This is a genomic window from Trichococcus sp. (assembly GCF_055118575.1).
In genome coordinates, this window is record NZ_JBSQPW010000003.1 from 83,325 (window position 1) to 106,648 (window position 23,324).

Annotated in this window: 21 protein-coding genes and 1 riboswitch; of the genes, 5 read left to right on the plus strand and 16 right to left on the minus strand. The window is 50.2% G+C overall.

Annotation, left to right across the window (positions count from 1 at the left end):
• Window positions 1–306 precede the first annotated feature (306 nt).
• A complete protein-coding gene (locus tag ACTCCX_RS01495; protein ID WP_463274395.1) occupies window positions 307–804 on the plus strand; it encodes an ECF transporter S component in 498 nt (165 codons plus the stop codon).
• Between the two features lie 311 nt (window positions 805–1,115).
• On the opposite strand, the gene ACTCCX_RS01500 is transcribed toward ACTCCX_RS01495, so the two are convergent.
• Window positions 1,116–2,039 (minus strand): AEC family transporter, encoded by a 924-nt coding sequence (locus ACTCCX_RS01500; RefSeq protein WP_463274396.1) that lies wholly within the window; start codon window positions 2,037–2,039, stop codon window positions 1,116–1,118.
• A 214-nt stretch (window positions 2,040–2,253) separates the two neighbouring features.
• On the opposite strand from ACTCCX_RS01500, the gene ACTCCX_RS01505 reads away from it, so the two are divergent.
• On the plus strand, window positions 2,254–3,687 hold the full coding sequence (locus tag ACTCCX_RS01505) for a bifunctional metallophosphatase/5'-nucleotidase (RefSeq protein ID WP_463274397.1): 1,434 nt from the start codon (window positions 2,254–2,256) through the stop codon (window positions 3,685–3,687).
• A gap of 66 nt (window positions 3,688–3,753) precedes the next feature.
• Here the strand turns inward: ACTCCX_RS01505 and ACTCCX_RS01510 are convergent, their stop codons facing one another.
• From ACTCCX_RS01510 to ACTCCX_RS01535, 6 genes are all read right to left on the minus strand, one after another.
• On the minus strand, window positions 3,754–4,326 hold the full coding sequence (locus ACTCCX_RS01510; RefSeq protein WP_463274398.1) for a TlpA family protein disulfide reductase: 573 nt from the start codon (window positions 4,324–4,326) through the stop codon (window positions 3,754–3,756).
• 12 nt (window positions 4,327–4,338) lie between these two features.
• On the minus strand, window positions 4,339–5,076 hold the full coding sequence (locus ACTCCX_RS01515) for a cytochrome c biogenesis CcdA family protein (RefSeq protein WP_463274422.1): 738 nt from the start codon (window positions 5,074–5,076) through the stop codon (window positions 4,339–4,341).
• Window positions 5,061–5,753: a hypothetical protein gene (locus ACTCCX_RS01520; protein ID WP_463274399.1), complete on the minus strand. Its 693-nt coding sequence runs from the start codon at window positions 5,751–5,753 to the stop codon at window positions 5,061–5,063. The genes ACTCCX_RS01515 and ACTCCX_RS01520 overlap by 16 nt, the downstream gene beginning before the upstream one ends.
• Window positions 5,754–5,924: 171 nt before the next feature.
• Window positions 5,925–8,168, minus strand: coding sequence for an RNA polymerase recycling motor HelD (gene helD / locus ACTCCX_RS01525; RefSeq protein ID WP_463274400.1), 2,244 nt, complete (start codon window positions 8,166–8,168; stop codon window positions 5,925–5,927).
• A 235-nt stretch (window positions 8,169–8,403) separates the two neighbouring features.
• Window positions 8,404–9,768, minus strand: a complete 1,365-nt coding sequence (locus tag ACTCCX_RS01530) for a rhodanese-like domain-containing protein (protein ID WP_463274401.1) — start codon at window positions 9,766–9,768, stop codon at window positions 8,404–8,406.
• A gap of 93 nt (window positions 9,769–9,861) precedes the next feature.
• Window positions 9,862–10,242, minus strand: coding sequence for a VOC family protein (locus ACTCCX_RS01535; RefSeq protein WP_463274402.1), 381 nt, complete (start codon window positions 10,240–10,242; stop codon window positions 9,862–9,864).
• Between the two features lie 289 nt (window positions 10,243–10,531).
• A riboswitch (Lysine riboswitch) is annotated at window positions 10,532–10,678 on the plus strand.
• 141 nt (window positions 10,679–10,819) lie between these two features.
• On the opposite strand from ACTCCX_RS01535, the gene dapA reads away from it, so the two are divergent.
• Window positions 10,820–11,707 (plus strand): 4-hydroxy-tetrahydrodipicolinate synthase, encoded by an 888-nt coding sequence (gene dapA, locus ACTCCX_RS01540; RefSeq protein WP_463274403.1) that lies wholly within the window; start codon window positions 10,820–10,822, stop codon window positions 11,705–11,707.
• 54 nt (window positions 11,708–11,761) lie between these two features.
• Here dapA and ACTCCX_RS01545 read toward each other — a convergent pair whose 3' ends face one another.
• The 5 genes from ACTCCX_RS01545 to ACTCCX_RS01565 form a co-directional block, all read right to left on the minus strand.
• A complete protein-coding gene (locus ACTCCX_RS01545) occupies window positions 11,762–12,745 on the minus strand; it encodes a dipeptidase (protein ID WP_463274404.1) in 984 nt (327 codons plus the stop codon).
• On the minus strand, window positions 12,742–13,644 hold the full coding sequence (locus ACTCCX_RS01550) for a C40 family peptidase (RefSeq protein WP_463274405.1): 903 nt from the start codon (window positions 13,642–13,644) through the stop codon (window positions 12,742–12,744). The genes ACTCCX_RS01545 and ACTCCX_RS01550 overlap by 4 nt, the downstream gene beginning before the upstream one ends.
• Before the next feature lie 39 nt (window positions 13,645–13,683).
• A complete protein-coding gene (locus tag ACTCCX_RS01555; RefSeq protein WP_463274406.1) occupies window positions 13,684–14,793 on the minus strand; it encodes a dipeptide epimerase in 1,110 nt (369 codons plus the stop codon).
• Window positions 14,771–15,592: a serine hydrolase gene (locus ACTCCX_RS01560; protein ID WP_463274407.1), complete on the minus strand. Its 822-nt coding sequence runs from the start codon at window positions 15,590–15,592 to the stop codon at window positions 14,771–14,773. Before ACTCCX_RS01560 ends, ACTCCX_RS01555 begins: the two co-directional genes overlap by 23 nt.
• Window positions 15,593–15,724: 132 nt before the next feature.
• Window positions 15,725–17,365, minus strand: a complete 1,641-nt coding sequence (locus ACTCCX_RS01565; protein ID WP_463274408.1) for a peptide ABC transporter substrate-binding protein — start codon at window positions 17,363–17,365, stop codon at window positions 15,725–15,727.
• Window positions 17,366–17,630: 265 nt separating this feature from the next.
• On the opposite strand from ACTCCX_RS01565, the gene ACTCCX_RS01570 reads away from it, so the two are divergent.
• Window positions 17,631–18,722 (plus strand): DmpA family aminopeptidase, encoded by a 1,092-nt coding sequence (locus ACTCCX_RS01570; protein WP_463274409.1) that lies wholly within the window; start codon window positions 17,631–17,633, stop codon window positions 18,720–18,722.
• 101 nt (window positions 18,723–18,823) lie between these two features.
• Here the strand turns inward: ACTCCX_RS01570 and ACTCCX_RS01575 are convergent, their stop codons facing one another.
• The gene (locus tag ACTCCX_RS01575) at window positions 18,824–19,588 is read right to left on the minus strand and encodes an SDR family NAD(P)-dependent oxidoreductase (RefSeq protein ID WP_463274410.1); all 765 of its coding nucleotides are present in this window, start codon (window positions 19,586–19,588) and stop codon (window positions 18,824–18,826) included.
• 168 nt (window positions 19,589–19,756) lie between these two features.
• Here ACTCCX_RS01575 and ACTCCX_RS01580 point away from each other — a divergent pair, with 168 nt between their 5' ends.
• On the plus strand, window positions 19,757–20,098 hold the full coding sequence (locus ACTCCX_RS01580; protein ID WP_463274411.1) for a hypothetical protein: 342 nt from the start codon (window positions 19,757–19,759) through the stop codon (window positions 20,096–20,098).
• Between the two features lie 72 nt (window positions 20,099–20,170).
• Here the strand turns inward: ACTCCX_RS01580 and ACTCCX_RS01585 are convergent, their stop codons facing one another.
• The 3 genes from ACTCCX_RS01585 to ACTCCX_RS01595 are packed head-to-tail and all read right to left on the minus strand — an operon-like array spanning window position 20,171 to window position 23,177.
• Window positions 20,171–20,836, minus strand: coding sequence for a DUF6320 domain-containing protein (locus tag ACTCCX_RS01585; RefSeq protein ID WP_463274423.1), 666 nt, complete (start codon window positions 20,834–20,836; stop codon window positions 20,171–20,173).
• Window positions 20,836–22,212, minus strand: a complete 1,377-nt coding sequence (locus ACTCCX_RS01590; RefSeq protein ID WP_463274412.1) for a condensation domain-containing protein — start codon at window positions 22,210–22,212, stop codon at window positions 20,836–20,838. The genes ACTCCX_RS01585 and ACTCCX_RS01590 overlap by 1 nt, the downstream gene beginning before the upstream one ends.
• A 44-nt stretch (window positions 22,213–22,256) precedes the next feature.
• Entirely contained in the window at window positions 22,257–23,177 is a 921-nt protein-coding gene (locus ACTCCX_RS01595) for an alpha/beta hydrolase (RefSeq protein ID WP_463274413.1), read from the minus strand.
• Between the last annotated feature and the right edge of the window lie 147 nt (window positions 23,178–23,324).

Here is a 23,324-nt window from a genome sequence, read left to right on the forward strand (position 1 = left end):
AGATTAGCTGAGTCAAGAGCCGCTTCGCTTCTTCTCTTGACTCAGCCAACCTATTCTCTTGGGTCAGAACCACCAACAACTCACCTGAAAAATGCTAAGGGATGAAACACCCCCTGCCGTCAAAGGCTTCAAACCATTGGTAACACTGGATTATTGAGTAAATCGCTGTCTATAAAGGTTTTGAAAATTTTTTATGCATTTGATATTGCAATTAAGCTTTTGAAAAAAATATGAAAACGATGAGAAAAAGAGTGCAATCTTTTGCATAAGGGCTATAATTAAAAATAATGCTTGGAGGCGAGTCGCATGAAAACTGAAAAAAGCAGCACTTATAGATTGGTTGTTTTGGCCTTATTTATGGCACTTACTGTCGTCATGACCTTATTGTTCCGCATCCCGATCCCTTACGGTTATGTCAACTTGGGAGACATGGTGCTCTTGTTGGCAGGTCTGTCCTTCGGAGGCAGCGCGGGCTTCTTCGTCGGCGCACTCGGCAGTATGTTGGCCGACCTGTTCGCCGGTTACGCCTTCTACGCGCCGATCACGTTTGTCGTGAAAGGTTTGGAAGGATTTTTTGCCGGCTGGCTTTTCCAAAAAATGGATCACAAAAAGCCGTTGGTTTCCACGGTGATCGCCGGTTTGTGGATGGCGATCGGGTACGCCATCGGGGACACGATCCTTTTCAACTTCGGTGCCGCGATCGCTTCATTACCGCTGAACATCGCGCAAGGTCTCGTGGGTGCTTTCTTATCCACCCTGCTGTATCGTTGGTTAAGTCCTTACATCACCAAGAAATTCAAGTAACGAAGGTGCGCGCAAGCGATGAAATCCGATTTGGATTACGTCGCTTGCGCGTTTTTTGTTGTTCAGTGGGGGGCAAATTGTCGAATGGGGTGGCTGCATTCGACTTTTAAGCCTAACATTGAGCTCGAATTGCCGAATGGTCCGATGCATTCGGCAATTTTGCCCCTTTCGAAAGACAGATTGTCGGATAGTCCAGTTGCATTCGACAATCTCAAGCCGGATTCCAAAAAAATCGGAAAGAGCCGAATCCGAAAAGGACGTCCAATCCCGCGAGCCGCGCGGATTGGGCGTCCTTTCAGCATATATTCCGTTCAAAAAAGCAATGCAGCCAGCAACGGGATCGTGAACACCGAAAGCAGCGTCGAAATGAAGACGTACCGCGTCGAGAAGGCCGTATTGCCTCCATACTGCATCGACAGCGCGACCGCCATAGCTGGTCCGGGCATGGCCGCGATGATGACGAGGATCCCCAGCATCGTCGGATTCGTCAAGATGCCCTTCGTAGCCCACCAAAGGAACAGCGGAATCACAATCATGCGGTAAGACGCAAAAAGATAGATTTTCCATTCTTTGAAGGCACCGAGAATGTCGATGTCCGCCAAAGACGCGCCGATGATGATCATCGCCAATGGGGACGTGATGTTCCCGATGCTGGTGGCGGTATCCATCACCAACGCCGGCAATTTTATGTCGAACAGGAAGACGAAAACCGCGAACAGCGAAGCGAGATTGCCCGGGTTCAGCAGGATCGCTTTCCAGCTTGCCCGTGATTTTTTCGAACCTTTCGCGATCAGAAAGACGCCCAAAGAATAGATCAGCAGGTTGTTGGGAATGCCGTACAATGAAGCATAAAAAAGCGCGCCGGTGCCGAAAATGGCCTGCACGACCGGCAGACCCATGAAGCCGTTGTTCGTGAAGATAGTCAGGAACTCGATGATGCCTTCTGTTTCTTCATTTGCCTTGAACAATCGGGGGCTGAGCTTGGCTAAAGCGGCCGTGAACAGATACATCAGCGTCGCGGTCAGCAAGACGAAGAGCGTGTCCGATTTCGTGCCGACCTCCCCCGCCCCTTCCACCGAGGCGATGACGAGTGCCGGCACCGTGACATACGTGATCAGCGCCGCAAAATTGGCGTTCGCGTGTTTGTTGAAAACCTTCATGACCGTCGCGAGATACCCCACAAACATAATCAGCACCAGCATGATCATCCTACCAAATACAACCCCAACATCCAAAACCCGAACGCCTCCCCTAACTATCCCTATTTATATACAAATTCTAACACAGTTCTGTCGGTTTGAATCTATTTCGAATCCGTTTGCTGATTTTGGAAAGCCGTTACGGATTTGCCGTCTAAGCATATCGGTCCCTTATATCTGTTGCAAATGTTAAAATAATGATAACAGTGCATCACGACCCAACAGTTCATAAGGAGAAAGGACGAGGCAAATGGCACAAAAATTGACGATTCTACAGATCAACGACACCCACAGCTACTTGGAATTGCACAATGAATTATTCTATGAAAAGGAAACTTTGGCGTTCCGTAAAGCAGGCGGTTACGCCCGCATTCAAAGTCTGATCAAAGATTTCCGCAGCAAAAACCCGACCCTTGTCTTCGATAATGGCGATACGATCCATGGTACCTACGAAGCAATCGCTACGAAAGGCTGGCACATGCTGCCGGTCCTGAACGAAATCGGCTTTGATGCCATGACATTTCACTGGGACACCGGCTTCGGTCCGGCCAACCTGAAAGAAATCGGAGAGCAATTGGATTACCCGATTCTCGCAATCAATGCCTATGAGAAGGAAAGCGGCAAATTGGCCTTCGACCCTTACAAAATCCTTTCCGTCGGCAACCTTTCGATCGGCGTGATCGGCATCGCCTGCAACATTATCGACAAAACGATGCCACCGCATTTCAGCGAAGGACTCTCCTTCACTTTGGGACGCGAGGAGCTGCCCGGCTATGTGGCGGAACTGAAGGAAAAAGCGGTCGACCTGATCATCGTCCTCTCCCATCTCGGATTCCCGCAAGACTTGAAATTGATGAGTGAAGTTGAAGGAGTGGCCGTCTGTCTGAGCGGTCACACCCATAACCGACAGGAACACATCGTCATGGCAGGCGAAACAGCAGTGATCCAATCCGGTTCGCACGGCTCTTTTCTAGGCGCTCTCGAGCTTAGCGTTGAGGATGGCGCAATCCAAGAAATCAATCACCAACTGATTCCGGTGACGGAAGACATCCCGGAAGATGCCGAAATGAAAATGTTGATAGAAGATGCCCTCTCCCCTTACCGCGAGAAATTGGACCGGGAAGTCGGCGAAACCAAAATGGTACTGCATCGTGGTTGGAGTGTCGAAACAACGATGGATAATTTCCTCTTGGATGCCATCCGCTACCACACAAAAACAGAGTTGGCATTTTCAAACGGTTGGCGTTATAGCGTTCCGATTCTGGAAGGCCCGGTGACTTTAAGAGAGCTATACCAGATCATCCCGATGGATCCGCCGATATCCACAGTCATCCTGACAGGCACGGAAATATTGTCCCTGTTGGAAGAGAACATGGAGAGCACCTATGCTGCAGACCCTTTCAATCAGATGGGCGGCTATCTGAAACGAGCGATGGGCTTGCATGCTTACGTTAAACTTGAAAATCCGAAAGGAACACGTGTCCAAAAACTCTTCATCGGCGGAGAAGAAGTCATCCCGGATAAAGAATACACAGTCAGCTATGTGACTAACCAGGGTGTACCGAAAAAATTCGGAAAAGACCACAAAAATCTGGAAAAACACGCAGTCGAAGCGATGATGGACTATTTGGCCGAAACAGGACCGTATGAAAAAGAGCTACGCGGAACCTACCATATCATCTGACCAATTCTACACAAAAAAAGTGGCCCAACCGCATGAGCGAGATTGGGTCATTTTTTTATCTTTTTTCTACTTGATCATCGAAAATTTGGCTTCAAGAATATCTTTTGTGACGGCCCCGATGATGCGTTCATAAATCTTGCCGTCCGATCCGATCAGATATGAGGTCGGCAGCGACTGCACTTGGTATTGACTGAATACTTCCTCTGTGCCGTAGAGATTCGGGAAGCTGATTTCGTTTTCATCCAAAAACAAGGCTGCGTTGTCGGGATGACTTTCCGAGGTCGTGACGTTCACGCCAAGCACCACCGTATCTTCCTGTTCCTCCGAAAATACCTGCAGATGAGGCATCTCTGCCTTGCAAGGTGGACACCAGCTGGCCCAAAAATTCAAAAAGACTTTTTTCCCTCTGTAATCGGAAAGCTTCACCGTATTGCCATCCATATCCTCCAACTCGAAATCATAAGCAATCTGCCCGATGTTGATGCCTGCTTGGGCTTCCGATGCCTCAGGCGCTGCTGTTTCAAGCAATACTGCGTCCTTTCCGTTCGTAGCATTCCCCGGCAAGTAGCTTTTCCCGAAATCGTACAGGACCCACAAAAAAACGGCCCCCAATAAAAACCAAATTATTTTCTTCTGCACAAACAAATCCCCCTAACCGAGACGCTCAAATGGCGTTCCTTCCAATAAATTCAAGATAGCGATCGACAAAGTTTCAAGCCTGCCCATCAGCAACAACAGACCGAACAGGATCATCAGCCAACCACCGATTTTCATGAACGCTTCGCTGTACTTCAATAGGGACTTGAGCCTGCCGATGAAAAAAGTTACCAAGAGGAATGGCACCGAAAAGCCAAGCACGTACATCAGCAGATAAAGCAGGGGTGGTGACCCCATCGCATTCCCAAGCAGCAGGATCGATGAAAAAATCGGGCCGATACATGGTGTCCAGCCGGCAGCGAAGCCCAGTCCGATCAAAAATGTCGAAAGAAAGCTGACGCCTCTTGTCATCTTCAGCTTTCGGTGGTTCCCCAACAGAAGCGGAATCTTCAGATAGCCTACTGTCGTCAACCCCATCAGGATGATGAGCAATCCCGCTAGCCGCTGCAGCAAAACACTCACCGGACCAGTCAGCACGGAACTGAAAAGATTCCCCAGATAGCTCACGCCCAATCCCAAAGTGACGTACACAGCAGAAACGCCCAGCAGAAAGACGAGCGAATGCAGCATAATGTTGCGTCTGACGGAAAGTGAGGAATCCTCTTTTATTTGCTGCACATTCAAGCCGGTTATGTAGGAAATATACAACGGCAACAATGGCAGCGTACACGGCGATAAGAATGACAAGGCGCCTGCCGCGAAAGCTACCCATGTGGTCAGATCTGTGTCGATGGTATTTTCCCCCTAAGCAAGATGATGGAAACAAAAGCAAATGCAAATGCCAGTATGAGCTCCGGCGTCACAACCAAACCAAAGTAGAGGACACTTTTTCCGTCCATCAGCACAAAATGGACAATCGCGCCCGACAGAAGCAAAATGCCTAGCATACTAGTCCGCATTGTAATGAACGTGACTGCAAACAACAGCAGCAAGCTCAAACCGGCTAACCCTACCGAAGTCGAACTCTCATAAAGGTTGTAATAGAAAAGATGATTGACCGAAAACTGCAACAGAAGCAGCTGTAGGAGTGCGACCAAAAGCGCACGATTTACCAACAATTTCGGCAACTGTTTCCAAAGATTGTAAATTCCGGTGATGATCACAGCCACAAAGACAGCTTCTTTCGTCAGCAGCAGAGCCTGATAGGGCGCGCGCATCACTTCGGAAAAATGAAACAATGCGTTGCTGATGAACGCAAGAGCCAGAAGCCGGAAGAGTTCGTCGCTAAACTTGGATAGCATCTTGACTTTCTGTTTTTTATCGAGCGTGGCCAAGAACCACCAGATAGCTGACCCGAGCAAGAGCAGCAGGACGGGAATGACCACCGGATTCGATAAGACGTTAATGATAGGACAACCCCTTTCCTGATTTTTTTTGGCAGCAGCTTTCCAGCCAAATAAGTACCTCAAGCATAGCATGGATCTTTTTCTCAAGCACCAAATATGCTCCCGGGGGTATTTTCATTTCGACTGTTGTATCTGAATTGTCAGCAGTCGGCTGATGCAGCATCAAACAAAAATAGCCCCGACGGAGTCTGCAGTCTACATGCAGATTCCGCCGCGGTTATTCACGTTCAGGTTTCACATTTTTCTTACATCATAATGATTCGGATCGATGCGCTCCAACAGGCCTGCTTCCTGCTCGGAAACGGTCAGATAGAGTTCGTGCATCGCGCGGGTGCAGATGGTGTAGAGAATCTGCAGCTCATTTTGGACAGCTTTTGCCGGATAATGGCAAATCGCAAAAACGACATCGAATTCCAGACCTTTAGCCAAATGGGCCGGCAAGATCAATACTGGGTGATGGCTATTGTCGGTATCCTGCTGCACCAGTTTGAAACCGATGCCGATTAGGGTCAAATCTTGGCTGATGCGCTCCGCATCTTCGGCATTGCGGCTGATGAAAGCCACGCGCATGCCAGCCGCGACACTCGACTCCACCTTCTCTTTGATATAATCCATGTCGAGCTTGCCAGCATCAGTCAGCAACACTTCCGGTTTCTTGCCGGAGCGGATATAGGTTCCTTCCGGCTTTTCGCCTTCAATGAAGCTTTCCGAGAAACGGACGATTTCATTCGTCGATCGGTAGCTGGTCAGCAGACGGTAGGAACGGAATGTGCTTTCGGAAAAGATGGTCCGGAGATCATCAAAGGAAAGGCGTCTGTTCAGGATATTTTGGTTCAAGTCGCCGCTCATGATAAAGCGTGCGCTCGGGTAGGCATGCTGCAGCATCTGCAATTGGAAAGGTGAAAAATCCTGCACTTCATCCAGACAGATGTATTGGTATTTCATGTCGCTGGATGGTCCCTTCAGCAACAAGCGCAGACTGTAATACGCATCCAGATCTTCCAGCAGCACACTTTTTTCAGCCATATGATTCGCGACCACTGCGATGTGGGTGCGCCATTCGTCTTCATCCAAGCCGAACGCAGTCAATGAAAGCAACTTAGGGACGGCCCGCAGGAAATGGATGTATTGATTCTTGTAACGGACAAAGGCCAATGCTTCAATCCTCGCGACGATTGGTTCGAAAGCGTCCTCCAGGATATCCGCCGTCATCGCCTCTTCCATCGCTTTTTGGTTTTTAGTCTCTTTTTCGTAGCGGTACAGATCCAGATCGGACATGGCGATCATCTCTTTTTCGACCCACGGCTTGCCTTTTTGCGACTGTTTGATGCGTTCGACGCGCTGCAGCAAGTGTCTTTGGAGAATATCCAACTTGCTGGCCAACGAACCTTGGCTATCGATGCTGTAGAAGGCCGATTCGATTTCCTTTTGCGAAAGGATGATGTCATCGCGGAAACGGATATCCGTGAATTTCAGGTAGCGTTTCTTCAGGAGCATGCCATATTTCTGCAATGCTTCATAAAAGGCCAGACTGCCCTTCAGTACCGTAACCTTCGCCAATCTGTCCTCCTGCTCGGTGCGCAAAGCAAACCCGGTCACTTTCCGCTCCATGAATTCGCTGAATGTCGTATTCCCCACATTCAATTCACCCAGTGCAGGCAACACTTGAGAAACGTATTCCTGGAATATTTTGTTCGGGGAAAACAGGACGACTTCTTCCGACTGCAATTGGTCCCGGAAAGCATACAGCAGATAGGCGATTTTCTGCATCAGGACCACGGTTTTCCCTGAACCGGCCACCCCTTCGATCAGCGTCACGGTTGCCTTTGTTTCCCTGACGATCTGGTTCTGTTCTTTCTGCAAAGTGGATACGACCGTGCCCATCTGATAGGATGAAGGCCCCTCCAGCACTTCCAGCAAATACGGATCGCCCATGACATTGTCCGTGTCCATCATGCGGACGATTTCCGCCTGTCTGATCAGAAATTGGCGTTTCAGGTCAACGCCGTATGTCATTGGCTGATCGGCTATCATCAGCTTGACGTTTTCGCCTTTGCTGCCTTCATAATAAAGCGATGCAATCGGCGAACGCCAGTCAACGATCAGGTTCTCGTCCTTCTCGAACAAGGAGCCGATCCCGATGTAAATCGTTTCATTGCCGTAATCGTCGTGATAATCGATGCGGCCGAAATAAGGCTCATCCTGCATTTTATCCAGTACAGCGACACGTTCGGCGCTGTTCTGCAATTCATTGTTGCGGATCATCAGTTCCTGCTCGAAAGCCCGCAGTTCCGCCGATGATTCCCAGACGCTTTCTGAGGACCCTTGGCTGATTTTGATCTCTTTGGATTCCTTTAATTGCTGTCTTTGTTTTTCACTTTTTACTTCAACTTGCTCGGCCAATCGCGTTCTTTCATTGTTGATGACTTCAATGACGCGATGGACCCGTTCCTGTTCTTTCATTAAATCTTTATGCAACCAGCAGACACCTCTTTCTTAAGAAAACACATGGACTTTTCGGTCTACTTCACTAAATGCGACATTTATCAGTATACCATCGTAGAGGGATTCTGGCTATTCATTCCCCGTACTGTATCTTGACAGAAATGATTCTAATCAAAAAATGAACCGGAAGGAAGGCGCAGTTGCGGATCTTCCATCCAGCTCATTTTGTGGTGCCGTTCGCATTCTACAAATCCAGGCACATTTGTGTCTATTTGTTGAGGATGGTTTCGATCGCGGTGTATCCTCCCAGGATATTGACGATCTTTTTGAATCCCCGCTCCTCCAATGCACCGATGGCAACTGCGGAACGGACTCCGGATTGGCAATGGACGTACAACGGTTCATCCCGATTGAAAGGCAATGGATCAACCAAGAGTTTGCCGAGGAGCACACGCTTGGCATCGGACAAGTGCCCTTTGTCCCATTCGCTCTTCGAACGCACATCCAATATCTGCAGATCCTTTTCCTGGCGAAGTGCGCTGAAGGCGGCTGCCGTTATGGTTTCCGTCAACTTGTCATCCTCAATCTGACCGGCATCCAGATACCCTCTGACTTTGTCGAACCCGATCAGCTGCAGTTGGCGGGCTGCCGTTTCAGCATCTTCTTTGGTTCCGATGAGGGTTACTTGCCCTTCATAATCCAGGAACCACCCGGCGTAAGTCAAAAACTTTTTGTTCAGCGGAATGTTAAGCGTTCTTTCGATGTGTCCAGCTTGATAAATTTCTTTCGCGCGCAGATCGATCACCCTGTCATTCGGACCGGCCTGGTGAAGTGGGAAGACCGGATAAGGTACATAGGCGCCGCTGTCCGACTTGTTGATCTTCTTCATCTGGGCAAAGTAGGTCGGCGGCTCAGGCTGATCCTCCGTCAACGCCTCAATGAAGCTTGTTTCTTCGTCATATTGGAAAGCCCAGTTGTTGTGTTTTTCGTAGCCCAAAGTGGTCATCGGAACGGCGCCCAACGATTTCCCGCAGGCGCTGCCGGCACCGTGGCCTGGCCAGATCTGCAGATGGTCCGGATAATCAGCCATTTTCTGCAGCGAGCGGAACATTTCCTTGGCTCCGATCTCGGTTGTTCCTTGCATATGCGCAGCCTCTTCCAACAAGTCAGGCCGGCCGACGTCACCTACAAAGATAAAATCACCTGTGAACAATCCCATCGGAATGTCCGAACCGCCGCCGATATCCGTCAACAGAAACGACAGACTCTCCGGCGTATGCCCAGGCGTGTGCAGCACCTCCAGTTTGACCTTTCCTACGGAGAGGATGTCCCCATCCTGCAGCAGCACACTCCCTTCCGGAAGATCCTGGTAGCGCCAGTCATCCCCGCCCAAGTCCGATACATACAGTTTGGCTCCCAAACGCCTCCCAACTTCCCGCAGTCCAGACGCGTAATCGGCGTGGATATGCGTTTCCGTTGCCGCAGTGATGATAAGACCTTCGTCTTCGGCTGCCTTGATATAGTCATCCAACGCGCGCAAAGGATCGATAATGATGGCTTCTCCTGTTTTTTGGCACCCCACCAAATAGGAAAATTGCGCTACTTTCGGATCGAAAAATGATTTAAAAAACATGCATAAATTCCTCCTTTATCTGCTTAGGCTTGCAACAAAATTGATCGTCGTGGCGATGATGGCAGTACCGAAAACTTCTGCCTGACTGTTCTTTCAGATGGTTATTTCGATGACGTTTTTTTCCGGATCGAGGAACATGCTTTCATAGTAGCCATCTCCTGTAATGCGCGGCTGGCTTTTGCATGAGTACCCTGCTTTGATGAGTTTGTCAGTGAAATAATCGACATTCTGTTTGCTGCCGACCGAAATGGCAAGATGCGCCCATCCCAGCATATCGAGTGGATAGCGTTCATTGACATCCATCCTTTTCATGAGTTCCAAACGGGCTCCTTCACGGAAAGTAATAAAGTAAGATTGGAAGTCTTTTTCGGGATTACGGTATAATTTATTAGCCTTGCCGTCAAAAAAACGAACATAAAAATCGCGCATCAGCTCCAAATCGTCCACCCACACTGCAACATGTTCAATCTTCATCGCTATTCACGTCCTCTCATCATCGTCGCCGGTGCGCTGGAGATAATCTCTGCGCGGATGGCTTGCAAAAAAATCCGGGAATCCCTTTTTCGAATTGAAGTAAAAGCGTTTCCTCAATTTGATTTTATCACATCGTAGGCTCATATGCGTTCCCTAAGCATCCGCCTGCCCGGTCAGCTTCTGTGTCTTTTTTGCCATCTTTTTCATAGCATTTTCTCAGCATCCACTCAGAATATGATTGACAGACTGAGTTGTATTTGATAGTGTGGAATTAACAAAATACGATTCGATGTGATGAAGAGGTCGCGGTTAACAATCAGTAGGGGATTTCCTGAAAGGTGTTGCTGCCGAAATACTCTGTATTGGGGCCAAGGTTGAATAAATCTGGCACTGTCGGACAAAGCCGCCCAGCTTTGTTCGGTGAGCTTCTCACGTTGGGGCAAATTGGTGGAATTCACTATACGGATGCAACGCTTCAGCTTATGCAGCCTGTTTTGAACGACTATGAGACCATTTGCTCATAGTCGTTTTTTGTCTATTCATAAATAAAAAAACATAATTCAGGAGGAAAATAAGCATGGCTATTTTTGAAGGATCAGGCGTTGCGATCGTCACGCCGTTTAAAGATACGGAAAACCAAGAAATAAACTATGAGGTACTGGAAGAACTGATCGAGTTCCAGATTGCGAACGGCACCGATTCGATCATCATCGCAGGGACAACCGGTGAAGCTTCAACGCTGACGGATGAAGAGCAACTTCATCTCATTCGTTTCACTGTCGAAAAAGTGAACGGCCGCATCCCGGTCATCGGCGGTGCCGGAAGCAATGACACACGCCACGGAGTAGGATTGACGCGCGCTGTAGAGGTAACGGGTGTGGATGCGATTCTCAGCGTCACTCCGTATTACAACAAAACATCGCAAAAAGGTTTGATTGCACATTACAAAGCCATCGCCAACAGCGTGAAAGTTCCAATCGTCCTTTACAATGTGCCGGGCCGCACTGGCCAGAACATTACCCCGGAATCTTTGGTGGAACTGGCGAAAATCGACAACATCGTTTCCTTGAAGGACGCTACCGGAAACTTCAGCCAGGCTGTGGATAATTTGCGTCTTTTGGGCGATCGTCTGGATATCTACTCCGGGAATGACGACACCATCATCCCCTTGATGAGCTTGGGTGCGAAAGGTGTCATTTCTGTCTTGGCGAATATCGCACCGAAAGCAACAGCTGAAATGACGCATGCTTTTCTGGATGGCGACATCAAAAAGGCAGCCGCAATGCAAGCCGAGTACAAAGAATTGATTGACTGCCTGTTTGTTGAGCCGAATCCGATTCCCGTAAAAGCCGGAATGCAACTGTTGGGCTTCAACGTAGGACCGATGCGTCTGCCTTTGACGGGTGCCGATCAAGCAGTCATTGACCGTTTGGCCGCAGCAATGAAAAAAGTTGGGTTGATCTAAGAACAGAACCAAAAATCCCTCCGGATGCTTGATGCTTCGGAGGGATTTTTTATGTTATAGGAGTTCCTTGAATACCCGTAGTGCATTTTGATGGCAGACCTTTTCGATTTCGGTCGTCGTGAAGCCGCGCCGTTCCATCGTTTCGACAAGCAGCCCCATCGCAGAGGCATCCTTCAGTTGCATCGTCACATCGATGCCGTCGAAGTCCGAGCCCAACCCGACGATGTCCAGCCCTGCGACTTTGCGGATGTGCTCAATATGATCGACTACTGCTTCCGCGGTCCCTCTGGTCTTCAGCCGTTCTTGATCATCATCAAGGAAAGCGAGACAGTAGTTCATACCCACAAAGCCGCCCCGGTCGGCCAGCACCCGCAGCATCTCATCCGTCAAATTGCGCGGGTGGCTGCATAGGCTGCGCGCATTGGAATGGCTGGCGATGAATGGCCGTTGCGAATGCGCCGCGACATCGAAGAAGCCAGCATCCGAAAGATGAGAGACATCGATGATGATGCCCAATCTGTCCATCTCCTCCACGAAAGCGATGCCTGCAGGTTTCAGCCCGCTGCCCGGATAATCGATGCCGGGATCGGCAAGGACCGGATTGTTTGGGAATCCCAGACCGTTTTCATAGTTCCAAGTCAGCGTCATCATCCGGGCCCCCAACCGGTGGAGCGTGCGCAAAGCGGCAAGGTCGCCGAAGCAGCAGCCAAGATCCTCGATGGTCAATAAGCCGGATATTTTCCCGGCTTGGCGATTACGCTCGATATCCGCAAACCGATAGACCGGCGCAATACGATCCGGATAAAGCGCCATAAGTTGGTGGAACACATCGATTTCCTGGATTACTTCCAATAATGGCGATACGGGGCTCTCTGCATAATTGACGAATGCCGCAAAGCACTGGAGCAGGTAATCCCCCTTTTCCAGTTTTTCGAGGTCGACATGCAGGTCGTTTCGTTCAAATGATTTCTCAGTTCCAGCTAACCGGGCATCGTTCAGAGCCATCAAGGTGTCGCAATGACAATCGATCATCTTCATAGCTTTTCCTCCCCTGCAAACAGACTGCCGGCAGCATAGATGTTTTCAGCCAAATCGGCGCGGTAGTCTTTGGCACCCGGTTCCAGGCTATTGATGACCACTCCGCCGCTGCCTTCCAAGCCGGTGGAGTGGATATAGCGGCCGTCTCCCATATAGAGGGCGATATGCCCAGGGAAATAGAGCAGATCGCCCGGCAGTTTGTCCGCAAGCGGTATTTCCCGGATCGGAAAGCCTGGTTCGATGCTGGCGTCCCGATAAATCAGAGCGCCATGCAGCATGTAGCACATGGAAGTGAGACCGGAGCAATCCAATCCCAGCGTCGATTTCCCGCCCCAGCGGTATTGAACGCCCAAGTATTTCTTCGCCTCGTTCACGACACCGGCGCGGAAGCTTGCCTCATCCATAATGGCCGGTCGCTGAGGAAGCGCGGTTTCCCATAGTCCGCATTGGCTGAATAGCTTTTCCTGCAGGAACTGTTTGCGGATGTAGCCGCGCTGACCGTCCAATAAACTGATTTCCGCCCACGCTGTCCCGGTATCGAATCTATTCAGCTGCACCAGTGCGCCCTTCGGCAAGCTAATGAGGATCACGCCGTCTACGGAAGGCTCATTTGTGATATCTGCAAATGTGGCATCCACAGCGCAGAGCCGTTTTTCCTCCCGCGACTTCATCTCCCCCAAGTTTTTCCTGATCACGGCCTCAGCGCAGATATAACCGGGATAACCGTAATGGGTCAGGATCGGCAAATAACCATTTTGCTCCTCTCCAGTAAGGCGGACGCCCATGCCGTACAGCCCTTCATCCGCAATCGCGGTGAAGCTGCGTCCCTCCTTTACGATCTTCGTTCCGGGCAAAGTATAAATCGGAACGGTGGAACGGCTTATCAGCGCATAGTCCATCTATCGTTTCCTCCCTTTTTTATTCATAATGGATGCCGCTTATTTCACGACTCCGAGTTTCTTAAAGTGGGCCTTCGGAAAAGCGTTGATTCCGATGCCGTTCGCATCACCCATCTTGATTTTGCTCCCGCTGAACAGCGGACCGCCTTCATAAATATCCATCCTGCAAAGCGACGGCCCGTCCAGGTCGACCATCGTGATGATATTTTTGGCGGCTGCCAGATGGGCAGCTGCGCTGACCGAAATCTTGCTTTCCAGCATGCAGCCGATCATGCAATCGACTCCATAGGTTTCCGCAACAGCACAGATTTTGAGAGCCTCATGAATGCCGCCGGTCTTCATCAATTTGATGTTGATGAGATCGGCTGATTGAGTCTGGATGATGTGGAGCGCATCCTTCACGGAGAAGACGCTCTCGTCAGCCAATATCGGCGTTTGGACCTGTTGCGTAACAAATTTCAGGCCGGCCAAATCATGTGCGTTTACCGGCTGTTCCACCAACTCCGCTTGCATGTCCTTGTCTTCCAGCCAGCGGATGATGCGGACCGCCTCCTTGGGGCTCCACCCCTGATTGGCATCGACCCGGATGAGGATGTCCGGTCCTACTGCTTTGCGGATGGCCAGCAGGCTCTCCACATCCTTGATTCCACCCTTTCCGACCTTCACCTTCAGGATGCTGAAGCCGTCCTGGACGGCCTGCAGACTGTCACGCACCATCTCATCAACGGGATTGGCACTGATGGTCAGGTCCGTCTCGATTTTCCGTTTCGCCCCGCCCAATACTTTATACAAGGGTTGGCCGAGCGCTTTAGCGTACAGATCGTAGACAGCCATGTCGACGGCGGCTTTAGCCGATGTGTTCTTGACGATGCTGGCATGCAGCCTGCGCATGATGGAATCCAGATCGGAAATTTCCATCCCGATGATGCTCGGAGCGATGTATTGCATGATGGCTTCGCGGATGGAAGCCTTGGTTTCGCCGGTGATGACAGCAGTCGGCGGCGCCTCCCCATAACCGGAGGTGCCGTCATTGGTCACGATGCGGATCAGGATGTCATTCACGGCATCAACCGTGCGCAATGCTGTCTTGAATGGTGTCCGTAAAGGGATTGCCACTTCACCAATTTCAATTCTGTCGATTTTCATCATCAAAACCCCTCTCTTCGCCGGCAAGGTAGATCTCCAGCGTACTGTCTGACATGAAACGTTCAAAGCGGCAGACATCCGTTTCGTTCCCCAAAAAACACAGTACGAAGGGATTGCCTGCTGGCGGATACACGACTCCAACATCGTGCGTGATGCCAGCATCTTCGCCCGTTTTATGGGCGATTTTCGGAGTTGGTTGCATCGGCTTAAGATAGAACGGCAATTTGCTGTTCAGACGTTGGTTCGCCAGGATCGCCAGCATCTCCGCGCTCGCTTGGACGGAAACGATTTTGCCGCGATGCAGCCGTTCCAGCAGGTCGCCCGCTTCTTCGGCCGTAATGAGATTCTGGATGCCTTTTGCCGATTTCTCCCTATCGTACATTTTTCGGAGAAGGCCGGTTTTACTGTACCCCAACTGATGGATGGTCGTGTTGATGGCGGCGAACCCCAAAAGATCGATCAACACATTTGTGGCGGTATTGTCGCTCAAGATGATCATCAGTGTGACCAAGTCAATCAGAGTCACTTCGATGCCGTCATGGAGATAGGTCAGCGCACCGCAGGATGGCACCCGATCATGATCCCGGATGGCTATCTTTTGCTTCGGATCAAGGCTCTTTTCCTCGAAACGCCGGAACGCCTCCACCATGATGAACAGCTTGATGATGCTCGCCGCATGCATCGGTTCAACGCTGTTATAATTGAACGTATCCCCATCCACGAGATCCTTGTAGTAGCAGCTGATTTTCCCCGGCAAGCTTTCCAGCCGGGAAAGAAGATCGTCTTTTTGTGTTGGCTCCATTCCATCACTCCCTTGGTTCTATTTTACCAATAAAAACGGCAAGGCACCAACGGGACCGTAGTCCGCAGGGTGTCTTGCCGTCGCCTCCTCGGCTTTGCTGCTCCGCCTTAATGGCAGAGCGCTTCAGGACTGTCATTCCTCGATATAGGCATATTTATAGCTGTCCGGCCCAAACACAGGGATGAACAAATCCTTCACATCTTCCTTCAGCAGGTATGTCCCCGCGGACTGGTAGGTAGGTATCTGCACATAATGTTCACCGATGGCCGTTTGCTCGGCTTCCACAAGGTAATCCCAACGTGCTTCTTCGTCGTTATAGGCCGCTTTGGCGCTGTCGATCAGTTCATCCACATCCGCGAAAGAGTAATTGCCTCGATTTATGTCGGTGTGGAAACGTTCCACATAATTGACAGGATCGGCGAAATCGGCAATCCAGTTGGATGTTGCCATTTCATAAGTGCCGTTGCGCAGGCTGTCCTGCTTTACGCTGAATGGCACTTGGCGGATGGTGATCGTCAAGCCCGGCAAATTTGCCTGCATCTGGCTTTGGAAAAATTCAGCCATCTTCTTAGCATCTTCGGTATCAGACGTCATCAATTCCAAGGAAACCGACTCAACACCAAGTTCCGCTAGGCCCTCAGTCCAGGCCGCCTGCGCTTCTTCTATATTAAAGCTTGTCAAATCGCCGGCATCCTCGCGGAAATCGGCTCCCGTTGCCGGATTGGTTGCCAATCCGTTCGGCACATAGCCATAGATCGGAATCGAGCCGTTCTTGAGCACACTATCGGTGTATTCCGCGCTGTTTATGGCTTTTGTAAAGGCCTCACGGATGTTTTCGTTTGCCAGAGTGGCTACTTCCTGGTTCATTTCGATGAAGCTGGACGCCGTGTTCAATTGCGAATGGAAATCTGCATCTTCCTTGTGATCCGATACATACTCGCCTGATAAGGCCGCAAATTCAAGTTCATCCGCTTCATACAAATTTACGGCTGTCGAAGTCTCCTTAATGACCTGGACATCCACTTCTTCGAGCCGGACATTCTCTTCGTCCCAGTAGGAATCATTTTTCACAAATGTCCAGCTGCCGCCGACTGCCTGATCCCAGTCAGTCATCACGAAAGGACCATTATAGATCAGATGGTCCGAACCGGAACCGTAGGAATCGCCCTGCTCCTCCATATAGGCTTGATGCTGCGGAAAGAAGAATGGCATAGCCAGGATATCGAGAAAGTACGGGGCAGGCTGAACCAAGGTGACCTGAAGTTCTTTGTCACTGATGGATTCAACGGCCAGTTCGGCAGGATCCAATTCGCCTGCCATGATTTCGGTGGCATTTTGGATCAGGCCGTCATACATATAGGCATAGCCGGCCGCTACGATCGGATCGACCATTTTTTGCCAAGCATAAACAAAATCCGAGCTGGTAACCGGATCGCCATTCGACCAAACTGCATCATCGCGGATCGTGAACGTATAGACCAGACCGTCTTCGCTGATTTCCGGCATATCGGCAGCTGCCGCCGGGATGGCCTTACCGTCCAGATCCAGCGTGTACAGCCCTTCGAAGGCGTTGTTCATGGCCGTAAAACTTACCAAGTCTGTAGCTGCCGTAATATCCATCGACGGAATATCCGATGTTGCAGTCAGCCTAAGGACCTGTTCCGATACCGTTGCAGAAGATTCCCCGTCGCCTGCCGCACTTCCGCAGGCAACCATCAATCCAGCCAACGGTAAAACCATAAGTGACTGTAATCGTTTCTTGCTGTTTATCATAGCAATTCCCCTTTTCCATTTCCGCGCATCCTTTCAGACGAACGACCTATATTTCGGCAATATCGCTAGCATTATTAGAAATCGATTGCCATTTCTAATCATTTTATAATATTTAATCTGTCGTATCAAATCGATACTGACAAGAAATGTCACGTTTTTGGCAATAGGTACGATTAATATGCCTAAAGGCAATTGATAACAAATGATTCACAACCTGACAGAAAATTGTGTTATATTATTAAAAAAATAGAAAGCTGGTGACCTTATGGGAATGGAAACATCCGGCTCCGCAATGCGGTTCGGCAAATTGAAAAAAGGGGAGCGGAATCTGATCACTGATGTACCCGGAGTGAAGGTCGGCCATTTTACGCTCCATGAGGGAAAGTCGCATACCGGCATCACGTGCATCATCCCGGGCAGCGGCGATGTCTTCCATGACAAATGCCTTGCCGCCAGCCACGTCATCAACGGTTTCGGGAAAAGCGCCGGATTGGTCCAGATTGATGAATTGGGTACGCTCGAAACGCCGATTTTGCTCACCAACACCCTCTCGGTCGGGGATATGATGACCGGGTTGGTGAAGCATATGCTGGACAGCCATACCGACATTGGGCGGACCACTTCCACCGTAAACCCGATCGTGATGGAATGCAACGACGGCTTTCTGTCCGACATCCGCGCCATGGCCATAACGAAGGAGATGGTTCCGGAAGCCTTGGCGAAAGTTGACGGTGGTTTTTTTGAAGAAGGAGGTGTCGGTGCCGGGACCGGCATGTGCTGTTATTCCTTGAAAGGTGGCATCGGTTCAGCCTCCCGCATCCTTCCTTTGAACGGGAAAGAATATGTCCTTGGCACATTGCTCTTGAGCAATTTCGGCATCTTGGAGGATCTGATCATCCAAGGGAACCCGATAGGCGATCAGCTTTTTCAGCATTATCAGCAGTGCGATGCGACCGACCCAAAAAATAAAATCTCAAGCGACAGGCATGACCGCGGCAGCGCCATTGTTGTGATTGCGACAAATGCCCCATTTACGACCAAGCAATTGAAACGGCTGACCAAACGGGCCCAATCCGGATTGGCAAAAACCGGCTGCATTTCCGGCAACGGCAGCGGCGAAATCGTGCTGGCCTTCAGCAACGCCATCCGCATCCCACATTATCGGCAGGCGGAACCCTTCAAAATCACGTTCGACTACATCGCGGAAGATGATCTGGACATCGCTTTCCGGTCAGTCATCGATTGCGTGGAGGAATCGGTCATCAGCTCCCTCTTCCATGCCGAATCCTTGACCGGACTGGACGGTCACCACGTCTTTTCCCTCCCGGATGCGCTTGAGCATTTCGGCGTCAATTAAATAAAACGCCCAAGCTGCCAGCAGCGTTGTTACACTTAACTGGTCGCTTGAGCGTTCTTTTTTTGGTGCACAGGGCTGCGGCGGCGCCCCTTTAAAAATCATCAGCCCTGTTTTTTCTTTTGCTGCCTGCTGGTCAGGCGCACAACCAAATTACGCGGCACCAACTTCGACGAAAAAAGCGCTCCCTTCAGCAGCATCGTCGGGACGATGATTTTCTTGCGTTTATACATTTTGTCCAAGGCATAATGGACGCAGTATTCGGAGGTGATCCCTTTCAGATTGAACTTCACATCCGCCACCCGGTTGAACTCCGTATCGACCGGTCCTGGGCAGAGCGAGCCGACGTAAACGTTGCTCTTCTTCTCTTCTAGCTCTTCGGCGATTGCGGAAGTGAAGCTCGTGACGTAGGCCTTGGTCGCGTAATAGGTCGCCATATAAGGCCCGGCCGGCATCAGTCCGGCAACCGAAGCCACATTCAGGATGTAACCTTCGTCCCGTTTCAGCATATCCGGCAGAAATTTCTTGGTCAGGATGTGCACCGCCTTGATGTTCACGTCAATCATCTCCAGTTCCTTGTCGAGACTGGTCGTCGTGAAGGCGCCGAAATCCCCGAAGCCGGCGCAGTTGATCAGGATGGAAATCTTTCTGTCCTTCGTTTCCTCATACAAGCGGAAGCATTCCTCCGCCTTTGCCAAATCCGCGGTGATGATTTCGCTTTTGGTTGGCAACTGTTTGCTGATTTGGATGAGCCGATCCTCGCGCCTCGCAACCAGGATCAGATCGTACCCTTGTTTGCTCAGCTTTTTGGCGAACTCCTGGCCGATGCCGGAGCTTGCGCCTGTGATGAGCGCTAGTTTGTTTGTCATGATTTTTCCCTCGCGTTTCGTCAAAATGATTGCTGCCTTTAGCGTATCGCATTTGCGCGTCGAGGGCAATAATTAGGCATATCCGCGAAATGATATCAGTATATTTATAGGAGTAATTTAAAACAATTTTCGTATTATATCAGTAAGCATAAATAAAGGAGTGATATTTTGCGCCATCATAATGATTCTTATTTTAACGGAACGCTGTTGGAGTATTTCGGTATTATTCTTATCAGTTTTCTCGCAAGCTTTTTCACTTTTGGATTGGCTGCTCCTTGGGCTTTCTGTTATCGGGAAAGATGGGTCGCCAAGCATACCTACATAGAAGGACACCAGCTGCACTTTGTCGGCAAGGCGTTTGATCTGTGGCTTTCCTTGCTGAAATGGACTGTCTTTTCGATCCTGACTTTGGGACTGTATTCTTTTGTCGTGCCCATCCGCTTCCAGCAATGGCGCATCAAAAACACCTACGTTTATGGCTATTGGGACGAATACTACGCAACGGAATGAGCCTATCATCCATGAAAAAAAGCTCAAATGCCTCGGCTAGCTCCAGCCGGGATATTTGAGCTTTTTGTTGTTTCATACATGCATTCGTTTCTCCAACTCGCGCCATATCTCTCCGCCATGATAAAGAAGGATGATGACCAAGGTGACTGCGCTCATCATGACAGACAAGCTTGAAGGCAATGAATTCGTGACCCAATCCAAGGTCAGGAACAGCGCCGGCAACAGTCCCAGCAAGGCCGCCGTCAAAAGGTACAATACATAGTCACGGACTCCCAATTTGACGAGGCGCACGGCGATGTACAAGGATACGATCGCAAAACTGCAGATGATCGGAACGGCATAGGTTGTTGACCAGCCGCTCCATCCGGACAGATAATCCAAATAAATGCACAGGAGCGATAAGGAGACGATCAGATAAACAATGCCTTTTGCGATGTTCCGCCTTTTTCGGATCAGGATCAAAACCGAAAGCCACATGCTCATGATCCCGAACAGGGCGAGCTGAACATTTGCCATCCGTCCTATCCAGATCAGTTCGATCAGCAGAAAGGCGATGATCAGCACAAAAGAAGTCAAGGTCAAATATTTCCAGACAACCTCCTTATTGAACCGCAGCGGAATCTTAGGGTAGGGATCCGCCAGCACAGGTTCGGTGGCTTCATCCAAGGTCGTTTGGCACAAGGGACATTGTTCCCAGTCTCCCTTGATAGCCGCGTTGCAATGCGGACAGTGTCTCATCACCCTTCCACCTCCAAATCTTCACTGGTTACTTTGTTTGCCGCAACGGTGACGGCCACTCCCGCATCGGTCAATACCCTGACGAACTGTTCCTCGATCGTGGACTCGACAAAAGGAGAAGTGAAACTGACAGTCAGCTGTTCCCCGTGACTGATGGCGCAAAATTGCGGGCGGACGGCCGAAGTATGGAAATACATTTTCCCGATGTAGCTGTCGATCGGTTCAGGAAAGGAAACCTTGCCCAGATTGGAGATTGCGATCGTCAAATTCCGGTTGCTGATGTAATTGACGAGCTTCAGAACGAAGTCTTTTATCGGCCGGAATACCATCCGCGTGAAGGGGCTGTATTCAAAGGCAATCAGCGTCCTCAGCTTGTCCTCCAGACTTTCCGGCGTAATCTGTTGTTGAAACTGCTCCTTGAGCATGCGACCGATCGTGGCAAGATTATCCGCCTCTTGATTCTCATTTGTCGTATAGATCAGACGGGTCGTGCTGAAAAAATTTCTGGCAGAATTGGATGGGAAGAACTGCCTTAAATTGACGGGTACAGACACGGCCATAGCCGATCCAGGTTTAAAATCGGGACTGGCTCTGCGCACAGCCAGCATAAAAACTGCAGTCAGATACAAGGTCAAAGAAGTTTGTTGTTCGCGGGCCAAGGCAAGCACGTCCTTGACTGGCATTTCCAGCTCGATGACATGCGGCCGGTTATCCGGCGTCTTATTGCCGCGGAACTGATGCACCCGCTGCTTCTGCTTAGTTTCCTCAGACAAAGAGCCTTTTTGCGAGTGGCTTTTTCCAGTCAATTGGCTGACTTTCGCGACAGAGCGAATGGCGGATTGCGCCGCATCCGTAAAGTTCTGAGTCTTGCCCTTGCGGAAATAGTGCGCAAAGCTGTCCTCCAATTGGTGGTTCAAGCGATCATGCGCGGCGGCCTTCAGTCCTTCAAAGGCTTCAGGATGGCGCAACATGATGTAGGCCTTCAGCAGGTCTTCGAAAAACCAGAGCGCACCGGTTCCATCCGACAAGGCATGGAACAGCTCCAGGTGGATCCGATTTTGGTTATAGAAAACACGGAACAAAAGCTCTCTCCGGTCAAAATGATAGATCTGCGCACAAGGCGGCAACACGTCCTCTGTCACTTTCGGCTTCAGTTCGCTTTCTTCCAGATAGTACCAAAAAAATCCGCGCCGCAGCACACTGTGATACAGCACGTAATTCTCATAGACTTCATCAAGCGCCCGCTGCAGCAGCACCGGATCCACTTCATCCGTCAGTTCCGCGCTCATGCGGAAGACCTTCGTATCGCTGTTCGTCATGGCTGCCAAAAATATATTGGAGGCATTGTCCAAACGCACCCACTTTTTTCGGTTCACTGTTGCTCCCCCTTCCTCTCGTTTTGTCGAACAGTCCGCTTGGTCTATGCATTCAGAAACGTATTGATGACTTCGTAGGCTTCCACAACCGATTCGGCCGTCTTCGGATAGGTGATGAAGCCATGAACGATGCCGTCCACGCGATGGACCTGCACTTTGTTGCCGGCTTTCCGCAACGCTTCCGCGTAGGCTTCGCCTTCATCCCGCAATGGATCGAATTCGGCCGTAATCACCAATGTTTCCGGCTGGTCCGACAGATTTTCCGCCATCAAAGGTGCAACATACCCATTCTTGCGCAGCTCGGGATCAGGTTGGTACAGCGCCATGTATTCCTCCATTTTTTTTGCAGTCAGCCCATAATCATACCCGTTCGTGCGGATCGATTCGAACTGCGATGCTTCCGAATGATCCCAATTGGTGACAGGATACAGCAAAATCTGTTTGAGCGGAATCGCCTGGCCTCTATCGCGGAGCAGCAAAGAAACGGCTGCAGCCAGGTTGCCGCCCGCGGAATCGCCGATCAGGATCAAGTCGGTTTCATCTGATAGACCGCTCATTTCCAGATGCTTCAGCAACACTTCCGCCACCCGGTAACAATCGTAAAGACCGGCCGGATACGGATGCTCCGGAGCCAAACGATAATCGACGGAATAGACTGTCCTGCCGGTCAGATCCGCCATATTGATGCAGGCATTCGTATAAGTATCGATGTCACCGATGACCCACCCGCCGCCATGAAAAAAAAGCAACGGCTCTTTGTGCAGGCGCTCTTTCGGATAGAAGACCCGCACAGGGATATCATGGGAACGGTCTTCCGAATAGATTTTGTGGTCCATAATGATGTAGCCCTTCTTCGGCTTGGGAGCCAATATCTGCTGTACTTTGCGGACACGGGCATAGTCTTCCTGCATGTTGATTTTTGGAGACGACATCAACTTCAGCACAAATTTAAAAAATGGATTCATCCGATTGTCCTTCCTCTTACAGCTGTGGCTGTTCTGGTATGTTTCCTTCATTATAACACAGGACAGCGCCAGTCCCATATCACCGCGAACCTTTGAGAGACCTCCCTGCCAGAGTGTCTGGACGCACTTCCGGCTTGCAAATCCCGC

What these genes read in the sequence shown, in the direction of transcription:
- ACTCCX_RS01495 (WP_463274395.1), top strand. Translation starts at nt 307, where the DNA reads ATGAAAACTGAAAAAAGCAGCACTTATAGATTGGTTGTTTTGGCCTTA.
- ACTCCX_RS01505 (WP_463274397.1), top strand. Translation starts at nt 2,254, where the DNA reads ATGGCACAAAAATTGACGATTCTACAGATCAACGACACCCACAGCTAC.
- ACTCCX_RS01530 (WP_463274401.1), bottom strand. Translation starts at nt 9,768, where the DNA reads ATGTTTTTTAAATCATTTTTCGATCCGAAAGTAGCGCAATTTTCCTAT.
- ACTCCX_RS01535 (WP_463274402.1), bottom strand. Translation starts at nt 10,242, where the DNA reads ATGAAGATTGAACATGTTGCAGTGTGGGTGGACGATTTGGAGCTGATG.
- dapA (WP_463274403.1), top strand. Translation starts at nt 10,820, where the DNA reads ATGGCTATTTTTGAAGGATCAGGCGTTGCGATCGTCACGCCGTTTAAA.
- ACTCCX_RS01545 (WP_463274404.1), bottom strand. Translation starts at nt 12,745, where the DNA reads ATGAAGATGATCGATTGTCATTGCGACACCTTGATGGCTCTGAACGAT.
- ACTCCX_RS01550 (WP_463274405.1), bottom strand. Translation starts at nt 13,644, where the DNA reads ATGGACTATGCGCTGATAAGCCGTTCCACCGTTCCGATTTATACTTTG.
- ACTCCX_RS01555 (WP_463274406.1), bottom strand. Translation starts at nt 14,793, where the DNA reads ATGATGAAAATCGACAGAATTGAAATTGGTGAAGTGGCAATCCCTTTA.
- ACTCCX_RS01560 (WP_463274407.1), bottom strand. Translation starts at nt 15,592, where the DNA reads ATGGAGCCAACACAAAAAGACGATCTTCTTTCCCGGCTGGAAAGCTTG.
- ACTCCX_RS01565 (WP_463274408.1), bottom strand. Translation starts at nt 17,365, where the DNA reads ATGATAAACAGCAAGAAACGATTACAGTCACTTATGGTTTTACCGTTG.
- ACTCCX_RS01570 (WP_463274409.1), top strand. Translation starts at nt 17,631, where the DNA reads ATGGGAATGGAAACATCCGGCTCCGCAATGCGGTTCGGCAAATTGAAA.
- ACTCCX_RS01575 (WP_463274410.1), bottom strand. Translation starts at nt 19,588, where the DNA reads ATGACAAACAAACTAGCGCTCATCACAGGCGCAAGCTCCGGCATCGGC.
- ACTCCX_RS01585 (WP_463274423.1), bottom strand. Translation starts at nt 20,836, where the DNA reads ATGAGACACTGTCCGCATTGCAACGCGGCTATCAAGGGAGACTGGGAA.
- ACTCCX_RS01595 (WP_463274413.1), bottom strand. Translation starts at nt 23,177, where the DNA reads ATGAATCCATTTTTTAAATTTGTGCTGAAGTTGATGTCGTCTCCAAAA.